The following is a 13,866-nucleotide window of genomic DNA, read 5'->3' as shown; positions in this document are numbered from 1 at the left end:
CAGTCGGCCCAGTCGGTCCCGGTGGACATTCACACTCTCCAGTTGGCCCTGGTGGTCCTTCCGGTCCTTGAATACCTTGCACACCTTGAGGTCCAGTCGGCCCTGGTGGTCCCTCCGGTCCTTGCATTCCTTGCACACCTTGAGGACCAGTCGGCCCTTCGAGTCCTTCTGGCCCTTGAAGCCCTTGGATACCTTGAGGTCCAGTTGGTCCTTCTGGTCCCTCCGGCCCTTGAATTCCTTGTACCCCCTGAGGTCCAGTCGGCCCTGGTGGTCCAGGAACTCCCATTCCGGTTCCGGATCCAGTTGGCCCTGGTGGTCCCGGTGGTCCTTGAATACCTTGCACACCTTGGGGCCCAGTCGGTCCCGGTGGTCCTTCTGGCCCTTGAAGCCCTTCCACGCCTTGAGGACCAGTCGGCCCTTCGAGTCCTTCTGGTCCTTGAAGCCCTTGTACACCTTGAGGACCAGTCGCTCCTTCTGGTCCTTCTGGCCCTTGAATACCTTGTACACCTTGAGGTCCGGTCGCTCCTTTAGGTCCTGGAAATCCTCTAGGTCCAGTCGCGCCAGTAGGACCGGGTATTCCGGTAATATTTAATAGAGAACTATTCAATATTCCTTGCAAAATTAAGTTAAATGTTTGTTGTAACAATGGGTCCGATATATTGGAACAACTAATGAGCGAAGATAAATTTTGGAATAGAAATTGAAATAACGCAGAGATTTGAGTAAGCGATGCAGTGGGTAAGGAATTAATTAATTGAGTTATAGTTCGTATAACTAAATTTCTATTTGGAGTATTTGGTTGCACTGTAATAATTAAATCGTTTAATGCCTGTAATGCAGATTGGAGTATTTGTATAGTTGTCGGATTTGGCGTGGTAAAGAAAGAAAGGATTGCTTGGTTTAATTGGTTAATTAGGGACAATAATTCTTGTTGCTGAGAAAATGAGAAAAAAACAGGTGTACAACAATTACTTTGATTGCAAGAGGATATAGAAATAAAACAGGGAAATTGGAACTTTTTGCACGGGTCGTTTGAGTTTTGATTATTTTTCATAATTACCTCCTTTTAAAAAATTTAAATAGTAAGTACATTTGATAATCAATATTTGCTTCTAATTGTAATGTGTTTATCAGTATAAGTTATATGTGAAATACCTAGGAACATTTTTTAAAAGTATATGTAAATAAAATGGAGGTGTTCTTATGAGACTAGTAATATTGTAAAAATTTGATGATAATTATAAGTTTAATTAAGTTAGAGTCTAATGAAGTTCCATTTAGAATTTTATGTAAGGTTATTCATTTTTTTATTATGCTTTAAAAATTCAATCATGTTTAATAATTGAAACGAGTAATTGAAATATGAAATTGAAGATATTAAAAGAAAGAATAAAATGAGAAACTTACTAAAAGTTAACGTGCTAATTTTCAGCACTTCCTAAAAAAAGAATCATACTATGATTTGTAATAGCTTATATGGAAGTGAGTTGGAAATAATGTTTTATTCATATTTTGCTAATCAACCTAGTATGCGCCCAGCGTATGGTACATCAATCACGTTTAGCGGAGCACAAAGTACAGTTCAAGCTGTTCAACAAGCGTTACAAATGCAACAACAAATGCAAATGCAGCAACAAGGTATCCAGCCTTATTATTCATCCATGGAGTATTTTTATCCAGTGCATCAAATCACACCGTATGGAAGTTCTTTTCTTACAATCCCATATGGAACTGTATTTAATTTATAAATGGAAGGTTTAATTAGTAGGGAGCTGGTAACCCAAACCGAGTATTAACCATCATCAATTGGATATATACGGGAAACCCAGCTCCCACTTACCTTTATGGCATATGCCGAATTTTTAGGTAGCAGCAAATAGCTGAAACAATTGAGGGGGATGAGTGTATATGTAAGCGTCAAATCGTTCCATCTACAATTTGTAAATAGCTGATGAGAGAAACTTTATACATACTCTACAAGTGTTTTTTTGATAAGAAAATATCGATAGAAGAAAGAATGAGAATTATCTTATCATGACAAATGATGGATAGTGACACTATATGAAAGGATACATGAACATTTACTAACGCGAACCAGGACGAGAGGTAACAAATATGTTTCCTACTATTGATATCGTTTGGTACGACGTTAATACAGGATTAGAGGGGAAGCAAACGAATGATGAGGGGATGTATGTAGCACCGATTGGCTTTCCAGCAGATATGATTTCAAGGCCAAGTGGTGCTTTTGAAAGTGATTCACCTCATGAGGAACAATTTATTGATGTGTTAAAGTCATTACAGAAGCATGAAAATTTAGCAGTGAAGCTATCTAGAGCGAAAGTATTAGAGTTGTTAAAGCGTATTTCTTTCCTTGAAAAAAATGGGATAAAAACATATGGGGTAGTTGTAACAGGACCTAAAGCAGAAGTTGAAAAATTAATGAGCCATGAAAAAGTTAGAAAATTGAAAGTAGGTGAAGCGAGATTATGGAATTGGCATTCTTAAAAAAAGAAAGAATCATATGTATAAACAGGAAACGTGGATGGGGACTATTTCATTAATTATTGCCTTTCTGGCGTTATTGTATTTGAACAGTATATTGCTTATACAAGAAACATTTATAGGTAAAGATTTTCTGCAAATAGTTGGTATTGGATTGGTATGCTCAGTCATAGGAATGATCACAAAAAGAAAAAGTCGGAAATATGCATTGTGGGCATGTAGTTTATATCTTTTTATGCTACTGTTTTTTATATTTGGATTCATGTTAGGTTGGATGATAAGCTTTTGACCATAAAAATGTGTGAAAGGACGAATGTAGATTCGTTCTTTTTTATGCATAAAAAGTAAAATAAATAAGGAAAAGATTTATCAAGTTTGAATAGAGATTACTATACTACTAGGTTGTGGTGTTATTGATATGTCTTCCGCTTACGCGTATATAAATAGGCGACAAGTATAGTGGGAAAACAATAGTTCGTCCAAACATTACGAATCTTTTTTACATAATCTGGAGTAATAAGCATGAAAGGGGAATGAGTATGTCTTGCTATTACTACTGTAAGTATTGTAAAGAATATAAAAAGAAACAGCATAACTGTAAGAACGATAGTAAGTGTAATGAAAACAAGGGCAGTCTTGTTCGAGCATCAGCATTTAGAGCTAGAAATACGGTGGATCAAACGGTTCCTGCCAATACTTTTGTAAAGGTATTATTCCAGGATGAACAATTTGATTTAGCAAATGAGTATAATCCAGCAACATCTATTTTTATTCCGAAGACTAGAGGAGTTTACTCTATTATTGGTACGATTGGTTTTTTTCCAAATGATTTTAATTTAAATTATAGAGCTCGTGTAGAAATTCGTGTGAATGGAAACGCAGCAATAGCTATAGATAATGACTTTTTTGGTCCAATAGGTTTTGGAAATGTAGTAAGTGTTTCGACGATTATTCAATTGCATGAAGGAGATCAAGTTGAGGTTTATGCACAAAGTAGCATAGACGGAGTTTTAAGTACTTCGGAAGACGGCTCACATTTTGAAGCAGCAAGATTCCCTTCTCCAATTAAATAACGAAGAGAATAAAATACTTTTCAGTAGGTCTAGTTAATCCCCTGTACCGAATGGTGGGGGGATTATTATTGTTTTTTTAAAATATATAAGTAAATCGATTAAATATAGTTTGTTTCATGAAAATTTCACATGCTAAAGATGTAATGATGAAAGGTAAAGTTTTAAAATTATTTTTTACAGTTTTGATGTTGAAAGGACTATCTTATTTTAAGTATAGATCTTCTGCAAGTAATAAAAAGAGTAAGTAACAAGGTTGTAAAAGTTCTTTGGCGTTACATTTGCTAGTTGCCTAACGGTATAAAAAGATATCTTAATTTATGTCCGTATAATTACAGGCTTTTTCATTACTATATAGAAATTACATATTTAACATCGGTTTGTGCAGGTATTGCTATTGATAATATAACAAGTACACTATATAAAAATAAAATAAATCCTAAGATGAGTAGTATCGAATGAAACTTGAACATATTTGACCTCCTTGAGTATATAAAGAATGTTAATACATCTTTGGTCAATTTAGAAGGAAAATATATTAGATGAATGATGCTTGAATGGATACACAAATTTAACAGAGTAGTGAATGTATAATAAATAAAGGAGTATTGTGAGGGGAACCTTGACTAGATTGTTTACAAAAGGCAGGTCAATTTACCCCATGTGAAATATAAAAGTGATCCGGTTTATATTTCACATGGGGTAAATAAAGAAAGAGCATACATAAAAAGTACGCTCTAAAGAAAGATAGGTTTTATGAGTGGATAATCTCCATACGATAATATATGCTCTGCTAATAAAAACGTGTAAAAAATCAATGGATTATCAATAGAATATCATGAAATAAGTAATTTTAGTCTATTAATAAGGTTGTGTAGTTAACCAAATTGTAAGGATTTTGTATAGAATGGATTAACAACTCGATAATGATCGTACTTCAGTTTCATATTTCGTATAGTTTGGATATTGTGTAATAGTTTGGCATTTAGGTGTGGAAAGTTGATTAATTATAGAAACATTTGTAATTACTTCGTTACAAGGACCGAAAAATGTAACTTTTAATTTTGAATTTGGTGGGACTTTGAAAACAATAGGTTTTTTCTCCATAAAATCAGCTCCTATGATGCAGTATTGTATACTGCGTTTTTTCGTTCGTATTATAAAGACGTACTAATATAATATGAACTTTTAGTTGAGTTGATAATGATATGGAGTTTTATGGAATGGTAAAAATGTGGAAAAAGAGTACAGACTAAGAATATTTTATGGAATGTTTAAATAATATAATATATAAAATTGAAAAATAAGTAATCTATCTAATACACTTTTTTCCTTGCTACATATCATAATAGTAAGAATTGTATTAGGAGGTAATGAAAGAGTGCAAGAAAATGTACAAGCTCAGCTTTCACCGCCGTGGATCACATATTTTAATGAGTTAAAAAATTCAATTGGTGCTGATCCAACTGTTACAGTTGGTCCGTTGATTCCAGTTGGCGGGAATTATATTATTTTGGTGCACGCGTTAAGTGATGAAAAAGCGAGAGCGTTAGCAACGCTCCTAAAATCTTTTGTAGAATTTGGGAATGTAAGTGTAACAGTTATTGTCACTAATAAGGAAAATGACATTGTAAATCCATTTCCATGTCCTCTAGATGCATTTGAAATTGCCCATTTATTTCAAGTGGCGTTAGAAAATAATCCTTATTTTGAACAAGTTGTTGTACAACCACAGCTCCCTGGTGGGTCAAATGTTGTCTTTCCAGTTTTTGCTGCGCAAGTGATTCAATTTTTTAACGATGATATTTCAAATTTATGTCAAACATTTACTGGTGTTGCTGCAAATGTATTTCATGATGTAATGAACGATGACGTTTGTGGTATCCCAATATTATTCTCCACAAGCTGTGTTTCGAGCAGGGAAAGTGCACAATTACAAAATACAGATTTAACACCAAAACTGTTTTATTAAATTGTGAGAAGACATTTTCATTAATAGGAAATGTCTTTTTCGTATGCATTAACGTTACTTTGTAGAGTTATTGCGGGCGATAAACGAGGCTTCCACTGATAAAATTGTTACTGAATCTTATATAGAGTGTAAAGATAGTATTTTTGAATTGAAATATAAAAGAAATGAGAGATAAATTGTTTTTGTTAATATAGAATAATCACACAAAATACAGTAAATTAGCGTTCATACATATGTTTCATCGTATAAAGAAGATTAATTACAAAAAACGAAGATTAGTAGTAATAGAGAAAATAATTCTAGTATTTGTGCAAAAGATAGATTGATTAACTAATTTTATATACTGGTACATAGTTTTTTCACATGAAATGAATTACATCTAGAAAACACATTGTATACACAACAACACTGTATAGTTATTCTTATATAATAATAAAAGTGAGGTATTTGAATTGAAAAAGAAGAAGCTATTTTTAGGAACGATTATTTCATGCGTAGTACTGGCATTATCTGCATGTGGTTCCTCAGGTAACGTAGTAACATCAAAAGTAGGAAATGTTACAGAGAAAGAGTTAAGTAAAGAGTTAAGACAAAAATATGGGGAAAGTACTTTATATCAAATGGTGTTAAGTAAGGCATTGCTAGATAAATATAAAGTTTCAGATGAAGAAGCAAAAAAACAAGTAGAAGAAGCAAAAGATAAAATGGGCGACAATTTCAAATCGACTCTAGAGCAAGTTGGATTGAAAAATGAAGATGAATTAAAAGAAAAAATGAAGCCAGAAATTGCATTTGAAAAAGCGATTAAAGCTACTGTCACAGAAAAAGATGTCAAAGATAACTATAAGCCAGAACTGAAAGTAAGTCACATTTTAGTGAAAGATGAAAAGACTGCTAAAGAAGTGAAAGAGAAAGTAAATAATGGTGAAGACTTTGCGGCTTTAGCGAAGCAATACTCAGAGGATACTGGTTCAAAAGAACAAGGCGGAGAAATAGCTGGTTTTGCACCAGGGCAAACGGTGAAAGAATTTGAGGAAGCTGCATATAAATTAGATGCAGGACAAGTAAGTGATCCGATAAAAACAACTTACGGTTACCACATTATTAAAGTGACAGATAAAAAAGAATTGAAGCCATTTGATGAAGTGAAAGATGATATTCGTAAAGATTTAGAACAGCAAAGACTACAAGACACGACAGGTAAATGGAAGCAACAAGTAGTCAATGATTTATTGAAAGATGCTGATATTAAGGTGAATGATAAAGAGTTTAAAAATACATTTGAATTTCTAGAAAAGAAATAATGACTGTAATTAGAAAAGGGAACCTTTAAAGGTTCCCTTTTCTAATTAGTGTGTGAGTTATAAATAGATAGTAAGACAATACAATATTACATATAAATATTAAGAATTACAATGGAAATTTATGTAATTTATTTAAAGAAGATTAATCATTACTTTATAGAATGTTGATATTATAATGTTTTTTTTCATCTCATTAAATATAAAACGAGTTAATTAATTTTAGCCCGTTATTTGTAGGCGGTAAGATTTCTGTGAGCTAATTATTAGTCAGGAATGAACAAAGCTTGAGTGGTTTAAAGTTTCACTTTACCCCACTTTAATGGGCAGTAAGACCCCCATCTCAAAATTCAGCGAAAGCAAAGAAGTTAGGTGGGGATCAACTGCCCATAAAAGTCCGATTGGTTCAACTAATAATCAGTGTGGGATGAAGAAAACCCCCACTGATTAAAGTTTCACTTTATAGAAGTGGATAAACATAATTTGCAGAATGAAACATACAATAAGATTGAAATATATTGACGCTAAATGAAGTGAAAAGCAGAGCATTCTATTAAGATGGATGTTCTTTTTAGTATGAAATTTTAAGGAGAAGAATGAATACTCTTAAATGAATTATTGAATAGATAAATAAATTATGTAGGGGGAGAAAATGTGAAAGTAATTTTTCAAAGAGAAGACGGAGGGAAAATTTTTGAATCGTATGATGAAGATATAAATAACCTATTAGCTATTTTAAAAGAAACGAAAGGGATTAAGATCGGGATGGTTGAATATGAGGTATTAAAATACGAATTAGAGTATTTTCGAAACCCGAAAAAAGCAGTAACAGAGAGGGAGTTACATATAATAGTACAACCAAAATATATTTAATAATTAGAGTGAATTATTAATGAATAGTTTTATGTAGTATGTACGAAAAGAGAGTGTTTAAATTGCTCTCTTTTCATAGAAATTCATAAGGAACGAATGGAGGTCCATTATAAATCCCTTAAATTTTGTGAGTTCGTTCCTTATAATATATGCTTTCATTTATAGATGGTTGTTAATAAACCTGAAAAAATTAAAACTTTTTAGTTGATCTTTTCACTTCCAATTAAATGGGAAGTGAAAAGATCATTTGATGAAGAAAAAATAAATCTCTTCTCAAAAGAACGTAGGTTCGTGTATAATTAGAACGAATGTTCTTATGGGTGTAGAGAGTATAAGATTTAGAAATAAAGTGAAGCTGTAATTAGCGGGTATTTACGGGGAGTTGATTTTCGACTTACTTTCCTTGTATGTCTTGAATTTTGAGGTGAGAGATTTCCTCCTGTTCATGCAGGAAAAATATGAGCCGAGCAATTATTAAAGAATAATCGAAGCGCGATATGTTTGAAGTAGAATGGATAAATGATCGAGGAGATAGAGAAATGAATGATGTAAAGATGCAAAGAGCAAAAAGAGAATGGGTTCCATTTACAGTAATGTCGGAACAGTTATTAAGTATGCGAAAGGTTATTGGAGAGCAATTTAAAGTACAAAAACCACTCTTAACAAAAGAAGCAAAAGAGGGAATTTCTGATAAATTATTAATGTCATTATTGTCTGAGAAAGAAATATTGGTGACATATTTTGAAGATGGGTACATACTTACAAGCTATATGACAGTTGTACATATAAATCCGCTAAAGCGCATTGTAATGTGTACTGACGCGTTTTATAAAACTTACGTATTTAATACCACGGATATTATTGAAATAACGTAAAGTAAGCTAAAATGTAACTTTTAGCTTACTTTACGTTATGTTAGATGTGGAACAGAAAAATGAAACGAAAAAGCAACTAGCTTCATACTAGCTGCTAAGCCCCAGGGAAAGGGAGAAAAAGATAGGGTACTCCAAAAATTAACAATAGCTGTATAACAGCCTGATTATAGTATGGACAAATTTAAAATTCTTAAACAGAACGATGAAAAAATAGGGTTAAGCTGTACCGACTTGGTTTTGATCCGCAAGGTCAGAATCAAACGTATTAGTCGCACTCACACCATTAAAAGTATTAACAACAAAACCAACGTTGGAAGCGCCAGATCCATTATAAGCCTTCGTGTTTTCTTTCGGAGAAACGTTATAGAAATCACCTAAATTAAATGAACCGTTACTATTTTGTACAACTAAATTCCCTACAACTGAGGGCATAGTTTTCACCCACTTTACAATCATTTGTTAACACTACTATATGGTCTTATAGTCCAAATGGTTCATCTAACAAAAATTGCGGAATAGTAAAACGTTTGAAGTGTAGCTTAATCCCATAATAAAAGTGTGTTAAACTGAATGTAAGGTTACGTAATTGGAAATGATAATTGTATAATTATTATATATGAAAACAAAGGAGGCAAAATGTAATGAATAATGTTATAAAAAAAGTAGATTTAACAGATGCAAAATCAAGTAATCTTGTTGCACTTATTTATAGCAATGAAGTTATATTGATTGAAGAAGCATTTTGTCCAAATGAAATAAAATTAAAGTTTAATGAAATTGCAATTTTATCGGCTATTAAAACGGCGCATATAATGAAAGTATCCATCAGAAAAGAGCTTGACGCGTTTTTTCATGACACGGGTGTTTTATTGGTGAAGCATAGTGGTGAGTATGGAAACAGTCAATCTATCACTATGCATTTTGAACAATTTAAAAAGTTACAACATGAGATTGAGTATTTAAGTAAAAGTATGTAATAAGACAAGATGAAGATTCTTTCATAGAGGTGAACAGTTCTATGTTGAAAAAATGGTTTAAAAATTTTTTAGACGAATCTCACTGTAAACATAAATATAGTTTTATTAAGATGCAGGATAATGAAGATTTCAAAAGTGGTAAGCTAGGTGTAGCTTATGTGTATAGGTGTGAGAAGTGCGGGAAAGAGAAGTTGAAATTTAAAAGCAATAACGAAATAAATAATGATTTTTTTGATATATAGGAAAGAGTAACTGTTATGGGATACTCTTTTTTGTATTTTTAACACATTATAGAATGCACAAAATTAAATGTAGAAAATAAATATGAGTTAAAGGAGGCCATTTATGTATTTCGAAAGCACTAGAAAACTTCTAAATAGGTGATAAGAATGAATCCAAGCGGTTTAAAAGTGACGGGAGCATGGTTTCAAGTAGGAGGAAATCTTACAGCGGCAATTGGGACGACAAGAGGATTTATCGGAGAGGAGAAAGCTGAATCGAAAATTGTAATTGTAGGAAGCTCATTACAAGCCCTCGGGTATATATTGCAAATTATAGCGAGTAATGAAACCGAAGATGAAGGTAAAAGAGAAAATCAAAGTATGTGTTTGGAGAATAAAAGTGAAATGCTCGATAAAATGGGCATTGAGTTATTAGCTTTAGGGAATATATCAAATGTAATAGGAACATATTTTAATATAAAGGAACAATTGAAAGAGAATGATTATCTTATAATTATAGGGAATAGCTTACAATCGATTGGAGCTTTTTTAGGAGTAGAAGCGGCTTTGCTTCAGATGAAAACGGTACAGAAAATAATAATACTAGGCAATTCTCTGCAAAGTTTAGGGGCTGGACTTCAAGCGTATCAAGGCATTATTAATGTGATGAAGAATAGAATCGAAAATGAAGACAGTTTAGTTGATCAGAAAGATGAGAGAATAATAGCACTCATTGGTGTTTGGATACAAGCGATAGGAACTGTTATTTCTGCAATTGGATTAACTATAATAGAGAAAGAAGAAAGATTAGAAAAAATAATCATATGAAATTGTTCATGGAAAGATTGTATGTAAAATTTCAATTTTACATAAGTAGAAAAGTTGAAGTGGTAGGTTTTTTGACATTGAAAGAGAATATATAACAGTAGAACAGTTATTAGTGGTTAATAAAAATATTAGAAATGCAAAAGTCATTGGTTTGTATAGCGTATGGAGAGAGAAAAATACAAAATAAGGAGTTTTCAAGAAATGATGTATTTGTTAGCAATTCTTCTTCCACCTGTAGCCGTATTATTTTGTGGAAAACCATTTCAAGCAATAATTAATTTCATATTAACATTAATATTTTGGGTTCCAGGCGTTATTCATGCGATATTAGTTGTACATGATAAAAAAGCAGATCGGCGTTTAAAAAAACAAATTCAAGCATATGATGAAATAAATAAAAAGAACAGAAGATAGCTGAGTTGTGAAACGATTTTAAAAAGAAAGGGGGATCACCTCCTTTCTTTTTTTATTCTGGTTAAGTTTATATTTTGGTGTAGCGGTAAGAATTTTTAATATAAGTATTGTGATAATTCGTTTTAGAGTGTGCGTTTAGTAAACCGGTGTAAATGTTTTCAGGAACGTTAAAGAAATCATACAGTCCATTCTTTAATTGAATGCGTAAAATCATAGAAAAAGGATTATATCCAACAGCAACTATAGTTTTGGAAATCACGGGAGATAACTCCATCATTACGCAACTCCTCACTTTTCATTTTTAATAATTTCTTATAGATGTTGAGGTTGTGGTGTTGAAATCTTTATAATTAAAGAGGTATTATACTTATATGCAATATATTAAATGTTCGTTATACGTAATTATAAGGAAGTTCACACGAAGTACATATCGTTGTGCTATTTTTATTTCACCTTTGATTTATAAATAAGAAAATATTGACCATTTGAAAAAAAGGTATATTATTTATACGAGGTATTAAAAATTCACTTTTTACATTCTATGCTTTAAGGGGCAGCATTATTAGGAAATATGGAAGTGAAAATAGTTTGTATAAGAAATATTCTAAAATTTATAATCTGTGAATTAGGAAAATATTGAATGCTCCAGGTCAATATACTTTCTTAATTAAATTTATTTTAGAAAGTGACCTCAATATTTTTAAGTAAATCAACGGGAGAATTGAAAGGCAGGAGAAAGTAACATGTCAGAAAATTATCGTTCTCGAGAGGAGCGACGACAAGTTAAAAAGAAAAAACAGCCAGCTTCTAAAACACAAAAACCAAAAGGTAAAACATCATTTTTTCGCAAGTTTTTAATTACTTGTTTATTACTTGGTATTGTTGGTTTAGTGGGGGGAGTTGCTACCTTCTTTGTAATGATTAAGGATGCACCAAAACTTGAAAAAGCAAAACTTGTTAATCCGTTATCCTCAAAAATTTATGATAAAAATGGCGATTTGGTATATGAATACGGGAAAGAAAAGCGGACGAATGTTACGTATGATCAAATTCCTAAATTAGTAGAAAATGCATTTTTAGCAACAGAAGACGCACGTTTTTATGAGCATAGCGGGGTAGACTTCAAAGGTACTGCCCGTGCTGTTTTGGTGAGTCTTAAAGGAGATTACGGTTCACAAGGTGGAAGTACGATAACACAGCAGGTTATTAAAAACTACTTCTTATCGATGGAAAAAACATCGAAACGTAAGGTCCAGGAAATATATTTAGCGTATAAGCTAGAACAACAATATTCAAAACATGAAATTTTAGAAATGTATTTAAATAAAATTAACTTAGGAAACCGTTCATATGGTATCGCAACAGCAGCACAAAACTACTATGGTAAAGAATTGAAAGATTTAACATTACCAGAAGTTGCGATGCTTGCAGGTTTACCGAAAGCACCGAATAACTATGATCCATCGAAACCAGAAAATGTTCAAAGGGCAACAGAGAGAAGAAATGTTGTACTAAAATTAATGAATCGACATGGTTATATTACAAAAGCAGAAATGGAAGAAGCATCAAAAGTACCCGTGGATAAAAATATTAAGAGTGCGGCTGAGCTACAAGCGATGCCATATCCTGCATTTATGGATGCAGTAGTGAAAGAAGTAGAAAAGGAAATACCAGATGTCAATATTGGATCTGATGGTTTAGAAATTTATACAACATTGGATCCAAAAGCACAGAAATTAGCTGATAATATTTTGAATACAAATATTATTAATTATCCAAATGATAAATTCCAAGGTGCTTTCACATTTATGGATACGAAAACAGGAGAGATTCGTGCTATAGGTAGTGGACGTGGTGAAAATAAAGCAGTATTTAAAGGGCATAATATGGCAATTGAATTAGATCGTGCAGCTGGTTCAACTATGAAGCCAATCTTTGATTACGGTCCTGCAATTGAATACTTAAAATGGGCTACGTATCATCAAATTGATGATTCTCCATTTAAATATTCAACTGGACAAGAACTTCGAAATGCTGACAGAAGTCATTTAGGCCCAATTACTATGCGTGAAGCATTAAAAATGTCACGTAACGTTCCAGCAGTTAAAACTGCAAAAGAAGTAGGACTTAATAAATCAAAGGAGTTCTCTGAGAAATTAGGTATTACATTTGATTCAGCACCGAAAGAATCTACAGCGATTGGTACAAACGAAGTATCACCAACTGAAATAGCAGGTGCTTATGCGACATTTGGTAATGGTGGAAAGTATGCAAAACCGCATTTTGTTAAGAAAGTAGTTTATCCAGACGGAAAATCACAAAGTTTTGAGCAAAAACCAAAACAAGTTATAGCTGACTCTACAGCATATATGATTACTGATATGCTTCGCTCAGTAGTAACATCAGGTACTGGTACAGCGGCAAATATAAGTTCTTTAGATGTAGCTGGAAAAACAGGTACAACAAACTATGATTCAAAACAATTAGCGAAATTTAACATTCCAGAAAGTGCAACTCGTGATAGTTGGTTTGCAGGTTATACGCCGCAATATACGATGGCGGTATGGACTGGATATATGAAAGATGGTAAAGACGAGTATATTAGTAGTAAAAATACGAAAATTGCACAACTGATCTTTAAAGAAATGATGAGTGAAATGGCTACAGATAAATCACGCTTTAAAATGCCAAGTAGTGTAATTCAAGAAGGTAGTGAGTTACGTATAAAAGGGGAAAAACGTGATTCTTCTCCAAATACGAGCGTGCCGGACACGACAGAACAACCAAAACAAGATCAGCAGCAAAAAACTGAAGAAGAGAAAAAGCAAGA

The 13,866-nt window shown here is 32.7% G+C and carries 17 protein-coding genes and 1 pseudogene; 13 read left to right on the top strand and 5 right to left on the bottom strand.

The annotated features are described in order from the left end of the window. Positions 1 to 1,054: collagen-like repeat preface domain-containing protein (locus tag MR079_RS24720; RefSeq protein ID WP_242294812.1), on the bottom strand; the 1,054-nt coding region annotated here is incomplete at its 3' end. Between the two features lie 442 nt (positions 1,055 to 1,496). Here MR079_RS24720 and MR079_RS24715 point away from each other — a divergent pair. The 4 genes and pseudogenes from MR079_RS24715 (at position 1,497) to MR079_RS24700 (ending at position 3,578) form a co-directional block, all read left to right on the top strand. Continuing rightward, a complete protein-coding gene (locus tag MR079_RS24715) occupies positions 1,497 to 1,748 on the top strand; it encodes a DUF3947 family protein (protein WP_000500083.1) in 252 nt (83 codons plus the stop codon). 352 nt (positions 1,749 to 2,100) lie between these two features. Then, positions 2,101 to 2,508: pseudogene (locus MR079_RS24710) on the top strand (anti-sigma factor C-terminal domain-containing protein); the annotation flags it as partial. 37 nt (positions 2,509 to 2,545) lie between these two features. Further along, positions 2,546 to 2,794, top strand: a complete 249-nt coding sequence (locus tag MR079_RS24705; RefSeq protein ID WP_139867269.1) for a hypothetical protein — start codon at positions 2,546 to 2,548, stop codon at positions 2,792 to 2,794. A 250-nt stretch (positions 2,795 to 3,044) separates the two neighbouring features. Beyond that, entirely contained in the window at positions 3,045 to 3,578 is a 534-nt protein-coding gene (locus tag MR079_RS24700; protein WP_242294811.1) for a complement C1q domain-containing protein, read from the top strand. Between the two features lie 347 nt (positions 3,579 to 3,925). Here the strand turns inward: MR079_RS24700 and MR079_RS29265 are convergent, their stop codons facing one another. Beyond that, positions 3,926 to 4,048: a hypothetical protein gene (locus MR079_RS29265; RefSeq protein WP_276608971.1), complete on the bottom strand. Its 123-nt coding sequence runs from the start codon at positions 4,046 to 4,048 to the stop codon at positions 3,926 to 3,928. Between the two features lie 439 nt (positions 4,049 to 4,487). Further along, positions 4,488 to 4,682: a hypothetical protein gene (locus MR079_RS24695; protein WP_000412568.1), complete on the bottom strand. Its 195-nt coding sequence runs from the start codon at positions 4,680 to 4,682 to the stop codon at positions 4,488 to 4,490. 274 nt (positions 4,683 to 4,956) lie between these two features. Between MR079_RS24695 and MR079_RS24690 the strand changes: the two genes are divergently transcribed. The 4 genes from MR079_RS24690 (at position 4,957) to MR079_RS24675 (ending at position 8,596) form a co-directional block, all read left to right on the top strand. Then, complete coding sequence (locus MR079_RS24690) at positions 4,957 to 5,547, top strand: hypothetical protein (RefSeq protein ID WP_139867263.1); 591 nt, start codon at positions 4,957 to 4,959, stop codon at positions 5,545 to 5,547. Positions 5,548 to 5,999: 452 nt separating this feature from the next. Then, positions 6,000 to 6,851: a peptidylprolyl isomerase PrsA gene (locus MR079_RS24685; protein ID WP_139867261.1), complete on the top strand. Its 852-nt coding sequence runs from the start codon at positions 6,000 to 6,002 to the stop codon at positions 6,849 to 6,851. A 651-nt stretch (positions 6,852 to 7,502) separates the two neighbouring features. After that, on the top strand, positions 7,503 to 7,721 hold the full coding sequence (locus tag MR079_RS24680) for a hypothetical protein (RefSeq protein ID WP_000864286.1): 219 nt from the start codon (positions 7,503 to 7,505) through the stop codon (positions 7,719 to 7,721). 539 nt (positions 7,722 to 8,260) lie between these two features. Continuing rightward, positions 8,261 to 8,596: a YolD-like family protein gene (locus MR079_RS24675; RefSeq protein ID WP_139867259.1), complete on the top strand. Its 336-nt coding sequence runs from the start codon at positions 8,261 to 8,263 to the stop codon at positions 8,594 to 8,596. A gap of 216 nt (positions 8,597 to 8,812) precedes the next feature. On the opposite strand, the gene gerPF is transcribed toward MR079_RS24675, so the two are convergent. Next, on the bottom strand, positions 8,813 to 9,028 hold the full coding sequence (gene gerPF, locus MR079_RS24670; protein WP_001141565.1) for a spore germination protein GerPF: 216 nt from the start codon (positions 9,026 to 9,028) through the stop codon (positions 8,813 to 8,815). A 209-nt stretch (positions 9,029 to 9,237) separates the two neighbouring features. Here gerPF and MR079_RS24665 point away from each other — a divergent pair, with 209 nt between their 5' ends. The 4 genes from MR079_RS24665 to MR079_RS24650 all read left to right on the top strand — a co-directional run bounded on the left by MR079_RS24665 (position 9,238) and on the right by MR079_RS24650 (position 11,036). Continuing rightward, a complete protein-coding gene (locus MR079_RS24665; RefSeq protein ID WP_139867257.1) occupies positions 9,238 to 9,573 on the top strand; it encodes a hypothetical protein in 336 nt (111 codons plus the stop codon). A 41-nt stretch (positions 9,574 to 9,614) separates the two neighbouring features. Continuing rightward, positions 9,615 to 9,815 (top strand): hypothetical protein, encoded by a 201-nt coding sequence (locus tag MR079_RS24660; protein WP_074610405.1) that lies wholly within the window; start codon positions 9,615 to 9,617, stop codon positions 9,813 to 9,815. A 147-nt stretch (positions 9,816 to 9,962) separates the two neighbouring features. After that, positions 9,963 to 10,622: a DUF6944 family repetitive protein gene (locus MR079_RS24655; protein WP_139867255.1), complete on the top strand. Its 660-nt coding sequence runs from the start codon at positions 9,963 to 9,965 to the stop codon at positions 10,620 to 10,622. A 201-nt stretch (positions 10,623 to 10,823) separates the two neighbouring features. Continuing rightward, positions 10,824 to 11,036: a YqaE/Pmp3 family membrane protein gene (locus tag MR079_RS24650; protein WP_000990223.1), complete on the top strand. Its 213-nt coding sequence runs from the start codon at positions 10,824 to 10,826 to the stop codon at positions 11,034 to 11,036. Between the two features lie 67 nt (positions 11,037 to 11,103). Here the strand turns inward: MR079_RS24650 and MR079_RS24645 are convergent, their stop codons facing one another. Continuing rightward, positions 11,104 to 11,313, bottom strand: coding sequence for a KTSC domain-containing protein (locus tag MR079_RS24645; RefSeq protein WP_000970366.1), 210 nt, complete (start codon positions 11,311 to 11,313; stop codon positions 11,104 to 11,106). Between the two features lie 466 nt (positions 11,314 to 11,779). Here MR079_RS24645 and MR079_RS24640 point away from each other — a divergent pair. Then, positions 11,780 to 13,866 (top strand): transglycosylase domain-containing protein (locus tag MR079_RS24640; RefSeq protein ID WP_242294810.1); only part of this gene is annotated, 2,087 nt, incomplete at its 3' end.

This window comes from Bacillus cereus group sp. BfR-BA-01381 (genome assembly GCF_022663555.1).
In the GTDB taxonomy this organism is placed as follows: Bacteria; Bacillota; Bacilli; order Bacillales; family Bacillaceae_G; genus Bacillus_A; species Bacillus_A pacificus.
Note: the sequence above shows the minus strand (reverse complement) of the source record. Positions and strands in the feature narration are given on the sequence as shown.